The sequence below is a fragment of the Prochlorococcus sp. MIT2308 genome, assembly GCF_059772345.1.
Genome location: NZ_CM186283.1, coordinates 416,767 through 430,879, shown reverse-complemented (window position 1 = coordinate 430,879; position 14,113 = coordinate 416,767). Strand labels below are relative to the sequence as shown.

At 36.1% G+C, this 14,113-nt stretch carries 29 protein-coding genes and 2 pseudogenes; 11 read left to right on the top strand and 20 right to left on the bottom strand.

The window, feature by feature from the left end; all coding sequences use genetic code 11:
- Window positions 1–50: 50 nt before the first annotated feature.
- On the top strand, window positions 51–569 hold the full coding sequence (locus tag AC6EIW_RS02465) for a hypothetical protein (RefSeq protein WP_498521023.1): 519 nt from the start codon (window positions 51–53) through the stop codon (window positions 567–569).
- Between the two features lie 113 nt (window positions 570–682).
- On the opposite strand, the gene AC6EIW_RS02460 is transcribed toward AC6EIW_RS02465, so the two are convergent.
- Together AC6EIW_RS02460 and AC6EIW_RS02455 are read right to left on the bottom strand one after the other, a co-directional pair.
- Complete coding sequence (locus AC6EIW_RS02460; RefSeq protein ID WP_498521022.1) at window positions 683–979, bottom strand: hypothetical protein; 297 nt, start codon at window positions 977–979, stop codon at window positions 683–685.
- Between the two features lie 70 nt (window positions 980–1,049).
- Window positions 1,050–1,265 carry a hypothetical protein gene (locus AC6EIW_RS02455; RefSeq protein ID WP_158466695.1) on the bottom strand — a complete coding sequence of 72 codons (216 nt, stop codon included), beginning with the start codon at window positions 1,263–1,265 and terminating at the stop codon, window positions 1,050–1,052.
- 79 nt (window positions 1,266–1,344) lie between these two features.
- Here AC6EIW_RS02455 and AC6EIW_RS02450 point away from each other — a divergent pair, with 79 nt between their 5' ends.
- Window positions 1,345–1,500, top strand: coding sequence for a hypothetical protein (locus AC6EIW_RS02450; RefSeq protein ID WP_269605837.1), 156 nt, complete (start codon window positions 1,345–1,347; stop codon window positions 1,498–1,500).
- Window positions 1,501–1,521: 21 nt separating this feature from the next.
- Here the strand turns inward: AC6EIW_RS02450 and AC6EIW_RS02445 are convergent, their stop codons facing one another.
- A complete protein-coding gene (locus AC6EIW_RS02445) occupies window positions 1,522–1,680 on the bottom strand; it encodes a hypothetical protein (RefSeq protein WP_498521021.1) in 159 nt (52 codons plus the stop codon).
- Between the two features lie 177 nt (window positions 1,681–1,857).
- Here AC6EIW_RS02445 and AC6EIW_RS02440 point away from each other — a divergent pair, with 177 nt between their 5' ends.
- Window positions 1,858–2,124, top strand: a complete 267-nt coding sequence (locus AC6EIW_RS02440) for a hypothetical protein (RefSeq protein ID WP_498521020.1) — start codon at window positions 1,858–1,860, stop codon at window positions 2,122–2,124.
- Between the two features lie 124 nt (window positions 2,125–2,248).
- On the opposite strand, the gene AC6EIW_RS02435 is transcribed toward AC6EIW_RS02440, so the two are convergent.
- Complete coding sequence (locus AC6EIW_RS02435; RefSeq protein WP_498521019.1) at window positions 2,249–2,383, bottom strand: hypothetical protein; 135 nt, start codon at window positions 2,381–2,383, stop codon at window positions 2,249–2,251.
- 193 nt (window positions 2,384–2,576) lie between these two features.
- Here AC6EIW_RS02435 and AC6EIW_RS02430 point away from each other — a divergent pair, with 193 nt between their 5' ends.
- Window positions 2,577–2,738, top strand: a complete 162-nt coding sequence (locus tag AC6EIW_RS02430) for a hypothetical protein (protein ID WP_498521018.1) — start codon at window positions 2,577–2,579, stop codon at window positions 2,736–2,738.
- Window positions 2,739–2,801: 63 nt separating this feature from the next.
- Window positions 2,802–3,062 carry a hypothetical protein gene (locus AC6EIW_RS02425; protein WP_498521017.1) on the top strand — a complete coding sequence of 87 codons (261 nt, stop codon included), beginning with the start codon at window positions 2,802–2,804 and terminating at the stop codon, window positions 3,060–3,062.
- Between the two features lie 12 nt (window positions 3,063–3,074).
- Here AC6EIW_RS02425 and AC6EIW_RS02420 read toward each other — a convergent pair whose 3' ends face one another.
- On the bottom strand, window positions 3,075–3,272 hold the full coding sequence (locus tag AC6EIW_RS02420) for a hypothetical protein (protein ID WP_269605829.1): 198 nt from the start codon (window positions 3,270–3,272) through the stop codon (window positions 3,075–3,077).
- A gap of 8 nt (window positions 3,273–3,280) precedes the next feature.
- Window positions 3,281–3,445 (bottom strand): hypothetical protein, encoded by a 165-nt coding sequence (locus tag AC6EIW_RS02415; protein WP_498521016.1) that lies wholly within the window; start codon window positions 3,443–3,445, stop codon window positions 3,281–3,283.
- A gap of 206 nt (window positions 3,446–3,651) precedes the next feature.
- Between AC6EIW_RS02415 and AC6EIW_RS02410 the strand changes: the two genes are divergently transcribed.
- Window positions 3,652–4,062, top strand: a complete 411-nt coding sequence (locus tag AC6EIW_RS02410) for an MAPEG family protein (RefSeq protein WP_498521015.1) — start codon at window positions 3,652–3,654, stop codon at window positions 4,060–4,062.
- Here AC6EIW_RS02410 and AC6EIW_RS02405 read toward each other — a convergent pair.
- The 9 genes from AC6EIW_RS02405 to AC6EIW_RS02365 all read right to left on the bottom strand — a co-directional run bounded on the left by AC6EIW_RS02405 (window position 4,039) and on the right by AC6EIW_RS02365 (window position 8,054).
- Window positions 4,039–4,320, bottom strand: coding sequence for a hypothetical protein (locus tag AC6EIW_RS02405; protein ID WP_498521014.1), 282 nt, complete (start codon window positions 4,318–4,320; stop codon window positions 4,039–4,041). The two genes, AC6EIW_RS02410 and AC6EIW_RS02405, sit on opposite strands and share 24 nt — an antisense overlap.
- Window positions 4,321–4,335: 15 nt before the next feature.
- Window positions 4,336–5,184, bottom strand: coding sequence for an LOG family protein (locus AC6EIW_RS02400; RefSeq protein WP_498521013.1), 849 nt, complete (start codon window positions 5,182–5,184; stop codon window positions 4,336–4,338).
- Between the two features lie 97 nt (window positions 5,185–5,281).
- Entirely contained in the window at window positions 5,282–5,623 is a 342-nt protein-coding gene (locus AC6EIW_RS02395; RefSeq protein ID WP_498521012.1) for a DUF1330 domain-containing protein, read from the bottom strand.
- An 87-nt stretch (window positions 5,624–5,710) separates the two neighbouring features.
- Window positions 5,711–6,121 (bottom strand): DUP family protein, encoded by a 411-nt coding sequence (locus AC6EIW_RS02390; RefSeq protein ID WP_498521011.1) that lies wholly within the window; start codon window positions 6,119–6,121, stop codon window positions 5,711–5,713.
- A gap of 69 nt (window positions 6,122–6,190) precedes the next feature.
- Window positions 6,191–6,436 (bottom strand): hypothetical protein, encoded by a 246-nt coding sequence (locus AC6EIW_RS02385; RefSeq protein WP_498462821.1) that lies wholly within the window; start codon window positions 6,434–6,436, stop codon window positions 6,191–6,193.
- Window positions 6,437–6,564: 128 nt separating this feature from the next.
- Complete coding sequence (locus tag AC6EIW_RS02380) at window positions 6,565–6,699, bottom strand: hypothetical protein (protein ID WP_011294994.1); 135 nt, start codon at window positions 6,697–6,699, stop codon at window positions 6,565–6,567.
- Between the two features lie 33 nt (window positions 6,700–6,732).
- Window positions 6,733–6,909 (bottom strand): hypothetical protein, encoded by a 177-nt coding sequence (locus AC6EIW_RS02375; RefSeq protein WP_011294556.1) that lies wholly within the window; start codon window positions 6,907–6,909, stop codon window positions 6,733–6,735.
- A complete protein-coding gene (locus AC6EIW_RS02370) occupies window positions 6,910–7,104 on the bottom strand; it encodes a Signal peptidase I (RefSeq protein ID WP_498521010.1) in 195 nt (64 codons plus the stop codon).
- Window positions 7,105–7,823: 719 nt separating this feature from the next.
- Window positions 7,824–8,054: a TIGR02450 family Trp-rich protein gene (locus AC6EIW_RS02365; protein WP_498521009.1), complete on the bottom strand. Its 231-nt coding sequence runs from the start codon at window positions 8,052–8,054 to the stop codon at window positions 7,824–7,826.
- Between the two features lie 469 nt (window positions 8,055–8,523).
- Here AC6EIW_RS02365 and pstS point away from each other — a divergent pair, with 469 nt between their 5' ends.
- Window positions 8,524–9,495: a phosphate ABC transporter substrate-binding protein PstS gene (pstS, locus tag AC6EIW_RS02360; RefSeq protein WP_498521602.1), complete on the top strand. Its 972-nt coding sequence runs from the start codon at window positions 8,524–8,526 to the stop codon at window positions 9,493–9,495.
- A gap of 121 nt (window positions 9,496–9,616) precedes the next feature.
- A complete protein-coding gene (locus AC6EIW_RS02355; protein ID WP_498521008.1) occupies window positions 9,617–9,751 on the top strand; it encodes a hypothetical protein in 135 nt (44 codons plus the stop codon).
- 81 nt (window positions 9,752–9,832) lie between these two features.
- Here AC6EIW_RS02355 and arsJ read toward each other — a convergent pair.
- Together arsJ and AC6EIW_RS02345 are read right to left on the bottom strand one after the other, a co-directional pair.
- Window positions 9,833–11,103, bottom strand: a pseudogene (gene arsJ / locus AC6EIW_RS02350) (organoarsenical effux MFS transporter ArsJ).
- A gap of 10 nt (window positions 11,104–11,113) precedes the next feature.
- Window positions 11,114–12,133, bottom strand: a pseudogene (locus AC6EIW_RS02345) (ArsJ-associated glyceraldehyde-3-phosphate dehydrogenase).
- 137 nt (window positions 12,134–12,270) lie between these two features.
- Here AC6EIW_RS02345 and AC6EIW_RS02340 point away from each other — a divergent pair.
- Together AC6EIW_RS02340 and AC6EIW_RS02335 are read left to right on the top strand one after the other, a co-directional pair.
- Entirely contained in the window at window positions 12,271–12,600 is a 330-nt protein-coding gene (locus tag AC6EIW_RS02340; RefSeq protein ID WP_498521007.1) for an ArsR/SmtB family transcription factor, read from the top strand.
- 151 nt (window positions 12,601–12,751) lie between these two features.
- Window positions 12,752–12,910, top strand: a complete 159-nt coding sequence (locus AC6EIW_RS02335; RefSeq protein ID WP_498521006.1) for a hypothetical protein — start codon at window positions 12,752–12,754, stop codon at window positions 12,908–12,910.
- A 224-nt stretch (window positions 12,911–13,134) separates the two neighbouring features.
- Here AC6EIW_RS02335 and AC6EIW_RS02330 read toward each other — a convergent pair whose 3' ends face one another.
- The 3 genes from AC6EIW_RS02330 to AC6EIW_RS02320 form a co-directional block, all read right to left on the bottom strand.
- The gene (locus AC6EIW_RS02330; RefSeq protein ID WP_498521005.1) at window positions 13,135–13,272 is read right to left on the bottom strand and encodes a hypothetical protein; all 138 of its coding nucleotides are present in this window, start codon (window positions 13,270–13,272) and stop codon (window positions 13,135–13,137) included.
- Window positions 13,273–13,376: 104 nt separating this feature from the next.
- Window positions 13,377–13,553: a hypothetical protein gene (locus AC6EIW_RS02325; protein WP_498521004.1), complete on the bottom strand. Its 177-nt coding sequence runs from the start codon at window positions 13,551–13,553 to the stop codon at window positions 13,377–13,379.
- A gap of 2 nt (window positions 13,554–13,555) precedes the next feature.
- Entirely contained in the window at window positions 13,556–13,732 is a 177-nt protein-coding gene (locus AC6EIW_RS02320) for a hypothetical protein (RefSeq protein ID WP_011295188.1), read from the bottom strand.
- A gap of 165 nt (window positions 13,733–13,897) precedes the next feature.
- Between AC6EIW_RS02320 and AC6EIW_RS02315 the strand changes: the two genes are divergently transcribed.
- Window positions 13,898–14,005 carry a high light inducible protein gene (locus AC6EIW_RS02315; protein WP_011294533.1) on the top strand — a complete coding sequence of 36 codons (108 nt, stop codon included), beginning with the start codon at window positions 13,898–13,900 and terminating at the stop codon, window positions 14,003–14,005.
- The last annotated feature ends 108 nt before the right edge of the window (window positions 14,006–14,113 follow it).

The window sequence follows — 14,113 nt, the reverse complement described above, 5'->3', positions numbered from 1 at the left end:
ATTAAATACCCTATATGTGATAGATGTATTAAGAAAGTAATTATTGAGTTATGTCTCAGTTATCCATCAAAGTTAGTGCTAAAGGTGATGCCTTGATTGCTACCTTGCAAAAGGAGATCTTTAACAGACGTCGTAAGAAGGTTACTGCTTCTCAAGTCGTTGAAACCCTTGTTGAAAGCGGTGCTAAATCTCAGTCTGATAAACGTTACGCAGCTTCTTGGAAAAACCTAATTAAAGACATCGAAAAAGCAGCTAAAGTTTCTGAGGTTCATGGAAATAAGCCAGCAAATATTAGCGCTGATGAATGGGCTTTAATTCTTTCTCATCGCACACGTAAAGGCTCTGCTCCCAAAGCTGCTGCAGCAAAAAAAACCACAGCTAAAAAAGCAGTAGCTAAAAAGCCTGTAGCTAAAAAGGCAACAGCAAAGAAAGCAGTAGCTAAAAAGCCAGTAGCTAAAAAGGCTGCAGCCAAAGCTAAAGCTGATGTTTCTGCAGTTGTTAAGCCAAGTGCTGGGAGACCTGCTAGACGTGCACGCAAAGCCAGAAAAGCACCTGAAGCTGCTCAATAAAGCTTACCCAGACCGTCAGGCGGCATGAGAGGTTCAATGCCTCTCACTGGTATTTTTGGTAGATATCTTATTTATATTTATTTGAATCTGTTTGCTCAGGTAGTACTCTTTCTTTAATCGGTAACTATTAATCCTGCATTACATAGAGCGTTGAATACCTTTTTTTTGCGCTCCATTCTTTTTTCTGTTGGCTGAAGCATGTCAAGTATGGACGCAATACAACTTATTTCATAGGAACCCTCGGAAATGAGTGCTGCATCACATATTTCATTATTAGCAATTACAGGTTCGATACCAGTGAATTTCAATTTCTGAATTGATGCTTTTAAAACTTGCTCGAGATATTCTAGTTGTTCATTATTCAATGTCTTTCTGTCTACATAATCCATTAGAACTAATGAGGGTTTCACTACTAAATCTACAAATAACTAATTTAACTACTTTTTAAAAATATTTTGATCTCTTTGGATTTTCTCTTTTTTAGTTGTCTTTTTTATTCATATCGGCTTTATATGCATTGAGAGCCTCTTTAATTCTTCCTGGTGCAAAAGGATTTTTACCTTTTGCCTCCTTCTTTGCTTCTTGCCACGCATTGTCGATTTCTTTCTTTGCTATCGGATCGTTATTGAAATTTGTGTATAGCTTCATCAGATACCAAGTGCTTAAAACTAATAGTCCAAGACCTAATAAATACATGAGACTGTCTCGATAATTACGACAATCTAACCAATTGAATGAGAAATGCGCCTATAAATAAAAAAAATACGTATTCTCTATGCCACTTATCGTAGATCCTTCTAAAGATACGAGTAATGGAGTTGGGAAGATTTTTAGAACAATCAATATCACACTTGCCATCGCACTACCTTTGTCGGCAATTTTGGTGACTATCTTTTGGGGCTTAAAACATGGTTTCAGTAGTTTCATTTGATATCAACGGAGACATTATTTTTTATCCAAATAATGTTTTAATGAGTTGAACAAATAATTTGATACTCCAAAATAAAATGCCACCATAAATAAATCCTGCCAGACCAGAAGCCCAGTCATTGAAGAATTTCCATGAGATGACTATCACGAGGATTCCAAGTAAGAGTGAATATGTAGCCATTATTTTGTTATCTCTTTCAAGAGACGCTTTGTGAAAAAAATTAGAGGTCGGTATACCTAACTTTTGAGTAGTAGCAAACGAAGTGAGTTGTATTTACCGAATCAATTTCTACGGTATGCCTCATCCCTAACTGAATTACTTTAGGACAGAGTAGTTGTGTACTCCGAAAGAAAAGTTATGTACACTTCACTCTTCGATACTTTTTTCTCTGATTCTTTAATTGCACCTACCAGAACTGTTTATGTTGTTTCTGATAGTCAGCTTGTAGAGCTTAAGCATAATCAACGTCAAGAGGAACTCGACGACATCGCGGACACCAGAAAAAGACTAGAAGAGAGCTTTAAAGCTCGTATTAAAGTTCTTGATGAGCGTCAAAATGAGATAAAAAAGGAACTTAAGGCTTTGTCTCCCACAAAGGTTAAGTCTGCCCTTAATAAGAAGTAACTGTTAGTTGGTCTGGAGAATGTGTTTCTTAGCACCTCCACAATTTAAGTGGAGGTGCTTTTATTTACTAGATGTTCAAATGTTTTTTACAATGCATTGCTTTGCACCTAAAGCTACGAAAGTGTTAATTGTCTAGATCTTCTTTTTGGCTTTCTTTAAGTGCCTTATTACCCTCTTTGAGGGTTGTTCTGACCCACCAAACTGAAATTCCTGTAATAGCGATGCCTAATGTCATTATTGAAATTATTGTTGAAGTCATTTGTCATAAACCTTAATTGCTTGGGTTGATTTTGCTTTTTTTAAGCAGCTCATCAGATGTCAAAAATTGAAATTCCCAGAGTAAAATATTTTAATTGATGACTCTAGAATAATTTAAGAGAAAGATGAGGATAAATTCACTTGCCATAGGCCTTCTTGATGGTTTATACCGAGATTAATTGAAGAGGAAAACTATGAAACTTCAAACTTCTTTTAGTGTCCCCAGAGAAAATATGGGTGACATAGGTAGAAAACACGAGGCGGTCAAAAGAGGAATGACAGCGATCGCTTCATACTGGGAGAGAGAGTGTGCTTTAAATCCTTCCTCACCTGCATGTCTGATCTTTGAAGAATAGTATTCTATTGAAAAATAAGGAAATATAATTTCCTTGAGCAAATAGTTAATCTTTTACCTCTCAATGAATAGTGTTATCAAAACTTGTTTTGGATTATTTCTTTCCCTATTTTTAGTTGTTAGTTTTTGTTTCCAGGCAGTTGAAGCACAGCCAATGTTGATGACTATGGATGTTGATATTGAAAATGATCAAGGTTCAATGGATTCAAAAAGTATTGATGATCTTTTAGGCCCAGATACAAACTTTCCATTTGATCCAGCAAATCATAGAGACGGGTCTAATCCGATTAAAAGAATTGGCAAAATAAGCGAAGATAATTTGTAAGTAAGTTTCTTTTTATTTTCTAAGCAAAAGTTCTAAACGTTTTTTTTGTTCTTCAAGAGATTCGGTCTTTTCATTTCTTTTTGCTTCCATTCTGTTTTTTATAGATTCATCAGCTTGTCTTGCGATACTTGCTTTCCTAAGGAAGACAAGGATTGAAATAACAGCAAATAGAAGTGCAAGTGAACCCAATGGAACTATTGTTGCGCTCATTTCTTCCATTAGTAATTACAAGCGTTATATAAACGATTAGCTTTCTGTTGATCCTCACATTTTTTTAGTTTCGTTTCTAACTCTTCCATCTCCTTTTGAGCCTGTTTGATTAATTCCAATGACCATTGCCAGTTTCGCTCGTTGCAATGTTGTTTTGCAGAATCCCAGTCCATGTTTGATTTCTTTGATAATGGATGATTTAGTCGAGCAGAACTCTTATGACTCTCAGAGGATAACAAGTTTATGAACTAAATATTGTGATTTTATCTTCTCTTTGAAAACTTTTTTGTATTAACTTTGGGCTTATCAATTTAAACCCAACCTTTGATCCTCATTTTGACTCTGCCTCACTTAAGCTCGAAATATCATTTTTTATTCTATGGAAACAGCTTTTTCTTGGAGCCTTTGCTTGTCTGCCGTTGTTGTTTTGCTTTCAATTGGGCCGCTAACTTATGGCCGAGTCAAAGCTGGATATTCGGCCGAGAATATGAGTGCTCCAAGAGCTTTGTTTGATGAGCTCCCCGATTTTGGGAAAAGAGCTGTTTGGTGTCATCAAAATTGCTGGGAAAGCATAACTCTTCACGCTCCTGCGTGTTTACTATGTTTGATTGCCGGTGTTGCATCTCCTGTAGCAGTGATAGCTGCGTGGGTTCACCCTTTCGTGAGGTTTATTTATATCGGTGCTTATGTTGGTGATATTCCTCTCGCTAGAGGCCTTTGTTGGGCATCGGGCCTTTTATGTTCAACTCTTTTGTATAAAGAGGGTTTAACTGCTTTGCTTTCCTCTTAATTGATCAACGATTAAACTTCTTGGCTTTCCATTCTTAACAGGATTTAACCGATCAAGTGCAACTGCTACTGCTTTAAACCAAGAACTTCCCTCTGGAATATTGGTTTGATTACAAATATGTTTTGGAGCTAGTTCAAGGGAGATATTCGTATCGATTTCTTTGATTACATCTTGATAATGTTTTTCTAAAAGCTCTAGATCCTCTTTATCGAGAATGTTCCCTGAACAATACCAATCTAGTGATGTTTTCCAATCCATTAAACTATTTTACATCTATTGTTTAATAATGTCCCAAGCTTCTGAAGCAGTATCGGCGTATTGAAAGAGAGTCATATGTTCATCTGAAATAAGTCCGTGATCGGAAAGAAATTGAAAGTTGATTACTTTCGACCAATAATCTCTACCAAAAAGAATAATTGGAATTCGATTTTTCATTCCTGTTTGACGAAGAGTCAGTAATTCAAATAGTTCATCAAATGTTCCAAATCCACCTGGGAAAAACACTGCTGCAACAGATCTCATTACAAAATGAAACTTTCGTAAGGCGAAATAATTAAATTTAAAGCAAAGTCCAGGCGTGATATATGAATTGGGATGTTGTTCGTTTGGGAGACTTATATTTAAACCTATGGATTTACAGTCGGCATCAAAAGCTCCTCTATTAGCAGCCTCCATAATCCCTGGGCCACCACCAGTGACAATTACATGTGAATTGCAATGTTCTTTTTGGTTTTGTCTGGAGACAATCTTTGCGAATTCTCTGGCCGAATCGTAGTAATGAGATATCGATTGTAAATTCTTTAGACGTATTATTTCTCTCTGTAAATCAGATGAGCTCGGATCTTTGGTAAGAGAGTTCTTAGCTATTTCAAGTCTGCTATCTATAGAGCTTTTACCGGTAAGGCTCGCTCCTCCAAAGACGATGATTGTTGATAAAATATTTTGTTCTTCTAGAATTTTTTCTGGTTTATTAATTTCTAGAAGCATTCGCACTCCTCTCATTTCATCACTATTGAGTAACTCTCTATCTTCATGGGCTAATTGGTAATTGTTCGAACTAATAATTAATTCAAGGTTTTTCCTGACTAGTTCTAGATCATCACTTCTATTTTGTGTACTCATCAAAATATGCCTCCATGAGTTTTAATGCGGTTAGTAATTAGGTCAATTCATCCATCCATACATGTGTAATGAATGCTGAAGTGGCTGATGTCATTATCTACATTCCCATTGCTCTTCTAAGTTTTGTCGCCTCGTCCATTCCCTCCATGATTGTGAAAGTAGAATTAACTGTCGAGGCTGTACGTAGCTTTAATAGCTCTTGATACTCGCTGGATTCATAAGCCTCTACTGCTACTCGCATAGATGGAAATTCACAAATGACGGCTAGGTTTGAATCTTCAGTATTTTCTTTTCCTATTGGGTCTGTATCTTTCGCAAACACCTCCCCACTATTTTCTTTGAGCCATGGCCCAACTTTTTCGACATATTCATTAAATAATTCTTGATTAATAACCTTTGCAGTTGAGATCCAGTACCCTTTGGCTTCTTTCTTATCCATTACCTTTTAATCAATTATGAATTTAGGATAGATCAGACTTAGCTCAAAAAATAACTTTCAAATCAATGGCCTATAAGTCTCAATAATTTATTTCCATAGACTTCTTTTTTTTATAAGATCTTCGATATTTGGCCATGCTGCAATTAGTTCCTTGAGGGCTTGTCTATTTGGAGTGTATAACACACATGAGAAAGCACTGATGACATAAAAGATAAACCACAATTTATTGATTGAGTAAACAGAGACAAAGGAGAATATAAAACTACCAATGAATACAAAAAAAAGTGATCTATTTATCACTTCAAGTGGAGATCTTATTAATCGTCTAACCAATCTTTTTGTAGATTTTTTCTTTGAGAATCTTTGTGCTTCTATTTCTTCTTCTCTGATTAGTTTTTCATTTTCTTGATCCAAAATTTCATTTGATCTTACAATATCCTCTATTTCTTGACTGGATAAGTTATCTAGAGGCTCTGAGTCATTTTTTGTTGCTGCCATTAGTTCAACAAACTTAAAAGTTAGATGGTTATCTGCATCTACCTTACTAAAGCGAATGTTTGCGTTTTATTAATTGCCTAGGCCAGGTGGGAAAGGAAAAACTTGTTCATCCCCAAAAATATCTTCCATACTCAACTCTTCACTTTGAGAATCCATTCCTACAGCTTCTTCTTCGGATTCCATTCCCATTTCATATGAGTCACCTTCTCCATAATCCTCTGGTGGAACCCAGCCTTGTATTACAGCCTCAGCACTATTTAATCCAGAGAAAACAATGAATAGGAATAAAACTAATTTGATTAGAAAATTTTTCATATGCACATGCTCGCATTACTTAGGCTAATGCTTGATCAGAAGCTTGATTAGCTTTAGGACTTGTAAAAATACCCTTACAATTCTCTTCTTTAGATTGAGGCTTTTTTATTTATTATTAGCAACTGATTTTAATCAGCATTTTGTCTGACAGGTCTCATCATCCCTCCACCATCATCATCATCATCCCCAAAACCAAAAAATAGCCAGGTGATAGCAAATACAGCTAATGCCCCTGATAGCGTCAATGCTTGTAACTCGTTCAAAGCTTTTCGGCTAATTTTTCACGACCTTAGCCTTTATTTCGTTTTTTTGTTGATGAGGAGAGCTTTCTTTCTGGTTATATTGTCGAAACTTAATTTGATTACTAATGGAAGAATTAGCCAAAAGAGTGGAAGAACTTGAGCGTCGAGTCCAGCATTTAGAAGCAGTGCTGCAATACCAAGCAAGAAAAAACAAATAATCTCTGTTGCCATCTAACCAATACCTGGAATGTCAAAAGGGAGTTTGTCCTCCAGTACTACCAAGTATTTTTGGACTGCTGGAATACGAAGAAGAGCTAATGGAACAACAATATTTAGAACAATCCATGCTCCTCCCACTAATGGAGCCCATTTACCAGCTTTTTTAATAAAGCTCATTCCCTTCTCTTTCTCTGGAGACGAATTCATGTTTTTGATTTATTAATTAGATCCTAGCTTGACCCCAAACTTACTATTTTTGATCAGGTTAAGTTGAAATGCAATGGGCATTAAGGCTGATTGCGTTGAGGTGCGAATAGAGCAAAGATACGTTTGTTGAGCTCAGAGGCACCATTGATGGTCGACACTCCACCTGAGTATTTAAGAGAAGCGAACTGAATTCTGGTTCCTGCTCCAACATTCTCAATGAATAAGTAGGCTATTCGTCTGATGCGACAAGGATCAATGATATAGGTGCGTCAATTCAGTCGAAACTCCTCTGCATCGTTTAGGTGCCCTAATGGAGTCAGAAAGCCTTTCTACTAGACACTTGGCCCCAGGCCACCAATATCCAGAAGCTTCTACAAAGAATCGGTAAATAAAAAGGGTCCCCTGAGGCCCTTTTTAAATGTCTGATTAAAAAAGATTTGATATTTCTACGGTTTCCCTACCTAAGACGTACGGTCCTACAAAACAATTGAAGAAAAGGAAATTTTAGGATTTGTTTACGTCAGGCAATCAATTACCAAGGGCGATAATTGGTTGGCTTCTGGGGGGGAGCACTGACGTTTTTTATTCAAAGAAACAACCTTCTAAAGCTCAGTATAAAAAGAAGGTTGTCCTGAGAAGTCTCAAAAATATAAGAACAAACCACTACCAGCCGTGTAGGAATAATTACTTAAATCATCTTTTTTTATTTTCTCTAAAGATTAATTGCCATCGCAATTTTCATCTTTTGGTAACTGAAGCCATCCACTCGTCCACTTTGAGTATGTTTTTAATTCCGACCATGGAACTCTTATAAGAATTTCGTTGTTGTTAACTGGAAATAGTTCTACCCACCGTTCATCTTTTTTGCCTCCATAGCTTTTAACTTCAAAATGTCGATAACCTTCTCTTTTTACGGCTGAGGTCCAAGCTGCATTCGGTGGCCATCTCATTTAGTTTCCTCTTTTCTTCAAGCCTTCACTCTTTTTTATTTTAGACTAAATTTATACACTTAAACCTAATTTATGTTTTATATTTTTGTAAACATAACATTTTAATCTAGAAAGATTCCTTTAACAGATAAATCTTTTCTCTCACTAGGATCTGGATATGTGTTTTTGTATTGCCTAATAGATATAGATGTACCGATTATTAAGACTAGGATTATTAGAAGATATTTTACTTTGTTTTTCAACTTCTTATTAAAAGGTTGTTTGTTCTATTTGTTGGTTTTCAACCAAGCATCAATCGTATTATGGGTTGTAAATCTACCCCTTCTCACTATCAAAATATATTTGTATTTTGAATTAGTTTTTCACCGTAAGCCCTGTATCAAGTTATATTGATTATATCAAATAGTATTGATCAATGTTAGTACCTTCGCGTCTTATGCTTCCATTGCATTTACGTCGCAGACCTTTGATGAGCTTTGCTAAGAAGAGTATTGTTCTTTCCTCTTTAATTATTCTTGGCTCAGGAGGTAGTGCCCTTGCAGGTGCTCGACTCAGCGGAGCTGGAGCCTCTTTCCCCGCAAAAATCTACACTCGTTGGTTTTCTGATTTAGCTAAAGAGCGTGGACCTCGTGTTAACTATCAGGCTGTTGGTTCAGGTGCTGGCCGTAAAGCTTTCATTGATGAAACCGTTAATTTTGGTGCGTCTGATGACCCGATGAAAGCAACAGATATCGCGAAAGTGTCGCGTGGATTAGTTCAAATCCCAGTGGTTGGTGGCACTATTGCCTTTGGTTATAACTACGATTGCGATCTTAAACTTACTCAAGAGCAAGCTGTTCGTGTTGCTATGGGTAAAATTACAAACTGGAGAGATGTTGGTTGTCCTGAAGGAAAACTTACTTGGGCGCATCGTTCTGATGGCTCGGGTACTACGAAGGCTTTTACAAATTCCATGCAAGCTTTCTCAAAGACCTGGACTCTAGGTTCAGGTAAATCTGTCGCCTGGCCTGCTGGTGTTGGTGGTAAAGGTAATGCTGGTGTTGCTGGTGTTATTCGTAACACTCCTGGTGCAATTGGTTATGTAAACCAGTCATATATTAGAGGTAAGATCAAAGCAGCCGCTCTCCAAAATTTATCAGGAGAGTTCTTACAGCCAACGACTAAGGCTGGTTCGATTGCTCTTAATGTAATTCAACTAGATAAAAATCTAGCCGGTAATAACCCTAACCCTAAGGCAGAGGGTGCATACCCAATCGCAACCCTTACATGGATTCTTGCTTACGAAACTGGTAATGGTAAAAACACTGAAGCCATTAAAGATTCACTTAACTACCTACTAAGTAATAAAGCCCAGGCTAAGGCCCCTTCACTTGGCTTTGTTCCTCTAAAAGGTGATATTCTTTCTAAGTCTCGTGCTGCTGTAAAGCGTATTGGTAAGTAAATTAATTCCTTATAAATTAAAAAGTAGACAATAGCCTCTTTTTAAATGTCTTTTTTGCTATCCAGTAACTTCCCAACTTAAGCTAAAAAAAAGATCTTTAATATGAAAAAAAAAAAAATCAATGAATAATTGGAAGTTAATATTTGGATCACCCATTTGGTGGGTTCCAGTTTCACTACTAGCTTTATTTATTTCAATTGAGGTATTACATCTAGCTGAGCATGGTATAAACTTTAAAACTAAACAGCTTGGATGAGTGAAGTTGGACTTGAATATGAGCGAGAATCAGAGGTTCAGTAGTATTTCTTTGGCATGATATTTAATTTATTTTTAATTGTTATGGGATTCTAGGCTTTTTCAATAGCTTTAGCACTTGAAACTGTCGTAGTCGTAAACTAGTCGACAATGAGATAAATACAACTAGGCCTGAACACCATAAACATAGTTGCATTCCAATAGAGGCATTAGCTCCAAGCATGAATAAAACTCATGATAGGAGAGTACCAATAAGTCTCCCTGCCGCATTTGCCATGTAATAGAAGCCTACGTTTATACTTACGTTTTCCTTGTCCGTATAAGTAAGAACCATATATGAATGTATTGATAAGTTCATTGCAAAATGAACCCAAACAATAACAATCCAGCTGCAATTGCTATTTCTGGAATACGTTGTTGCCATAGTGATATTGCTATTTGCGGAGGTATAGCAGTTAAGACAACACTCCAGAATTGAACATAAGAGGCTCCTGGACTTGTTTTATTTCCCCATAAATTTCTTAAAAGCGGAGCAAAAGCTTGGATAAAGCCACAACCTAAAAAGCACAATCCTAGGAACGCTCAAATCTTAGAAAAAATTCAAATTTAAATACGTATCAAGAAAAACAGGAAGTGCTACTACGAACCATACATCTCTTGCTCCAAAGAGAATAAAACGTGCAAAAGATAGGACTTTGATTCCTTGAAATTTTGAGAAAAAGTCTTTAAAGATGAGTTTGTATTTCATCTTTCCAATATCTCCAGGCAAAATCAAAGTCATAAAAAATGACAGACACTAAACCGATAGACATTAATTCATCTGCTTTATTAAAACCAAAACTGGTAAGCAAAAGTCCACTAATAAAGAAGTCAACTCCTTTTAGTGTATTTTTTGACCAGTAAAGATGGCTACACATTTAAATAATAGAATATTTCCACCGTCTTCTTCTGAGGAGTCTGAAACGTCAGTTTGATGGCACTTTTAGCACTCATCTTATTGAGATCTTTTGCTATACCACTAATTGCTTGGGCAACCATGACAACAAGGACACTCAAAAGTTTCGACCAACCACTTGAAACTGGTATCAACATCAATAAGGCGCCGATTTGTAAAAGAGTTCATAACAAAAGTGTTAGACGTAATCCATATCTTGCTCCTATCGGACCCCCATAAAGATTATTGATGACGCAAATGAACTCATAAAAAAAGGAATAAGAATGCAATTTCTAATGTTGTATATCCAAGGCTATGAAAGTAAAAAATCACTAGCATCCTTAGAGCACCATCTGTCAGTGTGAATGCGTAATAGCTGGTCGTTACGTTCCCAATTGCTGTAATGACGATAATTTCATGCTTTTATTTTTATTCTTTTTCTAGCTTTATTACATGTGATACGAGATCTGCCATTCGACAGCTATACCCATTTTTTTTGTCATACCAAATATAGACTTTCAATTTAGTTTTATTGACCACCATGGTTTAGGGAGCATCAATGATTGATCTCCTTGAGTCATTGACATAATCAATCGAGACAAGTGGTTTTTCTTCGTAACCGAGTATCCCTTTGAGCTCTCCTTCTGAAGCTTCTTTGAATACATGAATAACTTCTTCTTGCGTTACCTCTTTCTCTAATTCAAATACAGCATCAGTAAAAGATGCATTGTGGAGAGGAACGCGAACTGCATGGCTATTTAATTTCCCTTGTAATTCTAGGAAAATCATCCCTATCGCATTTACCGAACCTGTCGTTGTTGGTATTAAACTTTGTGATTCGCTTCTGGCTCTTTTTAAATCCGGCTTAAATGAATCACGATTTCCTGTGTATTTGTTAGGTCATGGAGTGCTGTACTGCATCCATGTTTAATATTAAAGGCTTGGTTAACGACCTTTACGACTGGAGCTAAGCAGTTAGTTGTGCAGGATGCAGCTGTTACTAAGCGATGTTTATTGGGTTCGTATAAATCATGATTAATACCGTAGCCAATATTTCAGCATCCTCTCCCTCTATTTCAACTTTAATAGGACGTGCACGACAACTCTTTTCATTCCAAGTGTTTCAAAATATGGAATTAATGCCAGTTGAGATTTTAATTTTCCTGAACATTCGAGAATTAGATCTGTACCTTTTTCATTCCACGGCACTTTTGTGAAATCACTTTCTTTAGAAAAAGATATTGGGTGATCTTCAATATTCAGGTTGTTTTGGTCGTTGCTTATTGCTTTGTTCCAACGACAGTACTGAATCAAATTCAATTTATGCACAGCTGCCTTTCCATCACCCAATGGATCGTTGAAATGTGTAATCTCGATATTTTATCTACTCCAGAGCGCTCTAAGAGCAAGTCGTCCTATACGACCGAAACCATTAATACCGATTCGCATAACGTGTGATTGAGTTGATTGAGTGAATCAACAAAGGATTAGATTCCTCATATCAATTTTATATAGATATATAGGTTTGTCGGTGCAAGCCTTTTCTGCGGTTTGTTTTATCATGTGATTATATTTTTTCTTCTGTGATGGCCACTGCGACAAAGAGCGAAGTAGTTCTTGAAAATGCAATGGCCAGGAAATTGCTAAAAGCTTTATCTGATCCATTGCGATTGCAAATCATTGAGTCTCTTACAGGAGGAGAACGATGTGTTTGTGACTTGATCAATGAAATTGGATTGGCGCAATCGAAAATATCTTTTCATTTAAAAGTATTAAAAGACGCAGGTTTGATTACCGATAGGCAAACGGGTAGATGGGTTTATTACCAATTGAATATTGACTCATTAAATTCTTTGCAAGATTGGATTGAACTGTTAAAAGAAAGCTCGCAAGAACCATCGAAAGCATGTAATTAAAAGAATTAATTCAAATCTATTTTTCAATTGATTTAGCTCTCTTAATATTTTCTTCTAATAATTTTTAGGCAATTATTTCTACTAGGTATCAATGGATACTCTTTTATGCTTGGATAGTTATCATATTCTTATAAGATCAAGATTTTTTGATATGAGCAAGAAAATCTCTAAAAAAGCCAGTTCTATTAGAACAATTTCTATAGCGGTTGGTTCTCTAAGTCTTTTAGTTATTGCTGTTTCTCAAGTTGCAGGCAATGAGGCCTGCACAAGCAGTGCTTACTCTGTTGAAAATCAAATTCGACTTTCATGATTTAATTTAAATCTGAATATTTATAGTGCTTGATCTTTTTAGGTGAATTTTTCAATAGATATTTTTATTACTAGTTTGATCATTGTGGGATCCTCTTCGATTGTTGGATATTTTTACCAACTGCAAATTGCTGTCGGATATGCATTGTTTAACTTGTTAGTACTGCTTATCTGGTCAAAACTCGCATCTCGCTAAACCTTCATTCATCAAGACTTATACATAAATTATTCTTTGTCTTGTGAAAAATCTGCTAGTTCCATTATTTTTTTAAATTCGTCCATCTTCTCATCCGAAACTCCTGTTTTTTCCTGAAGTTCTTTCAATAAAGCATCTATTTTTATTTTGATATTTTCTTCGCTCAAAATTTTTAATTAATTAGATGACTGATTAGATATTTAATTCACACTTAAACATAGAGACGACATATTTATGTTGTCAATAAGTACAGATTACTTTAGTAGTTAATTCAGGCCTGTGCCCCATCTGCTACACGCATCGTCATTCCTCCATCCATATCATCATCATCATTGTTATCTAGTATTGCTCTACCAACCTCATAAAGAAGATAAGTCCCAACAATAATTAGAACGAAAAGGAAACTAAAATCTCCTGAGTTTGAAGCGTATGTTTGAATTTCACCCATAATTATCCTCTGTTAAATAGCCCTCTTCTTTTTTGTTGTGGTTTTGCTGCTCTAGTTCCACGAGACTGCTGCATTTCAGCTTTGGTAATTGGCTTACGATTTTGGAAAGTATCCCAACCAAGTAAAGCCACAGTTCCGATGGCTCCAAAAAAAAGAACTACACCTGGTATTAAATCCATCTAGTTGAATTAAGTTAAACAAAGTTACTGGAATTGTTATTTAGACCGTGGATAAAAAATATTGCTTCAGCTAATAACCCTGATAACTTTTACTGTGTACGGGTGCCCCCTTTACATTCCTTTACTTTTCCTTTACATTCATGCGCATTATTTGAGTTTAATCTCGTGACTCCAGAAGCAGAAAAGTTTAATGGTTGGATGGCAATGATCGGCTTTATTGCTGCTTTCGGTGCTTACGCAACAACAGGTCAAATCATTCCAGGCATTTTTTAGGTTAATAAATGACTTCCAGTAACACAGTTTCCGATCAATCAATTGATCCAACTGATAATCAATCAGATGGTCAATCAGTTGATCCAACAGTAATCCCTACTTACAGTT

Excerpts from the sequence above, each read along its gene's own strand:
- AC6EIW_RS02465 (WP_498521023.1), top strand. The coding sequence starts at position 51 with ATGTCTCAGTTATCCATCAAAGTTAGTGCTAAAGGTGATGCCTTGATT.
- AC6EIW_RS02455 (WP_158466695.1), bottom strand. The coding sequence starts at position 1,265 with ATGTATTTATTAGGTCTTGGACTATTAGTTTTAAGCACTTGGTATCTG.
- AC6EIW_RS02450 (WP_269605837.1), top strand. The coding sequence starts at position 1,345 with ATGCCACTTATCGTAGATCCTTCTAAAGATACGAGTAATGGAGTTGGG.
- AC6EIW_RS02445 (WP_498521021.1), bottom strand. The coding sequence starts at position 1,680 with ATGGCTACATATTCACTCTTACTTGGAATCCTCGTGATAGTCATCTCA.
- AC6EIW_RS02440 (WP_498521020.1), top strand. The coding sequence starts at position 1,858 with ATGTACACTTCACTCTTCGATACTTTTTTCTCTGATTCTTTAATTGCA.
- AC6EIW_RS02435 (WP_498521019.1), bottom strand. The coding sequence starts at position 2,383 with ATGACTTCAACAATAATTTCAATAATGACATTAGGCATCGCTATTACA.
- AC6EIW_RS02430 (WP_498521018.1), top strand. The coding sequence starts at position 2,577 with ATGAAACTTCAAACTTCTTTTAGTGTCCCCAGAGAAAATATGGGTGAC.
- AC6EIW_RS02425 (WP_498521017.1), top strand. The coding sequence starts at position 2,802 with ATGAATAGTGTTATCAAAACTTGTTTTGGATTATTTCTTTCCCTATTT.
- AC6EIW_RS02420 (WP_269605829.1), bottom strand. The coding sequence starts at position 3,272 with ATGAGCGCAACAATAGTTCCATTGGGTTCACTTGCACTTCTATTTGCT.
- AC6EIW_RS02415 (WP_498521016.1), bottom strand. The coding sequence starts at position 3,445 with ATGGACTGGGATTCTGCAAAACAACATTGCAACGAGCGAAACTGGCAA.
- AC6EIW_RS02410 (WP_498521015.1), top strand. The coding sequence starts at position 3,652 with ATGGAAACAGCTTTTTCTTGGAGCCTTTGCTTGTCTGCCGTTGTTGTT.
- AC6EIW_RS02405 (WP_498521014.1), bottom strand. The coding sequence starts at position 4,320 with ATGGATTGGAAAACATCACTAGATTGGTATTGTTCAGGGAACATTCTC.
- AC6EIW_RS02400 (WP_498521013.1), bottom strand. The coding sequence starts at position 5,184 with ATGAGTACACAAAATAGAAGTGATGATCTAGAACTAGTCAGGAAAAAC.
- AC6EIW_RS02395 (WP_498521012.1), bottom strand. The coding sequence starts at position 5,623 with ATGGATAAGAAAGAAGCCAAAGGGTACTGGATCTCAACTGCAAAGGTT.
- AC6EIW_RS02390 (WP_498521011.1), bottom strand. The coding sequence starts at position 6,121 with ATGGCAGCAACAAAAAATGACTCAGAGCCTCTAGATAACTTATCCAGT.
- AC6EIW_RS02385 (WP_498462821.1), bottom strand. The coding sequence starts at position 6,436 with ATGAAAAATTTTCTAATCAAATTAGTTTTATTCCTATTCATTGTTTTC.
- AC6EIW_RS02375 (WP_011294556.1), bottom strand. The coding sequence starts at position 6,909 with ATGGCAACAGAGATTATTTGTTTTTTCTTGCTTGGTATTGCAGCACTG.
- AC6EIW_RS02370 (WP_498521010.1), bottom strand. The coding sequence starts at position 7,104 with ATGAATTCGTCTCCAGAGAAAGAGAAGGGAATGAGCTTTATTAAAAAA.
- AC6EIW_RS02365 (WP_498521009.1), bottom strand. The coding sequence starts at position 8,054 with ATGAGATGGCCACCGAATGCAGCTTGGACCTCAGCCGTAAAAAGAGAA.
- pstS (WP_498521602.1), top strand. The coding sequence starts at position 8,524 with ATGAGCTTTGCTAAGAAGAGTATTGTTCTTTCCTCTTTAATTATTCTT.
- AC6EIW_RS02355 (WP_498521008.1), top strand. The coding sequence starts at position 9,617 with ATGAATAATTGGAAGTTAATATTTGGATCACCCATTTGGTGGGTTCCA.
- AC6EIW_RS02340 (WP_498521007.1), top strand. The coding sequence starts at position 12,271 with ATGGCCACTGCGACAAAGAGCGAAGTAGTTCTTGAAAATGCAATGGCC.
- AC6EIW_RS02335 (WP_498521006.1), top strand. The coding sequence starts at position 12,752 with ATGAGCAAGAAAATCTCTAAAAAAGCCAGTTCTATTAGAACAATTTCT.
- AC6EIW_RS02325 (WP_498521004.1), bottom strand. The coding sequence starts at position 13,553 with ATGGGTGAAATTCAAACATACGCTTCAAACTCAGGAGATTTTAGTTTC.
- AC6EIW_RS02320 (WP_011295188.1), bottom strand. The coding sequence starts at position 13,732 with ATGGATTTAATACCAGGTGTAGTTCTTTTTTTTGGAGCCATCGGAACT.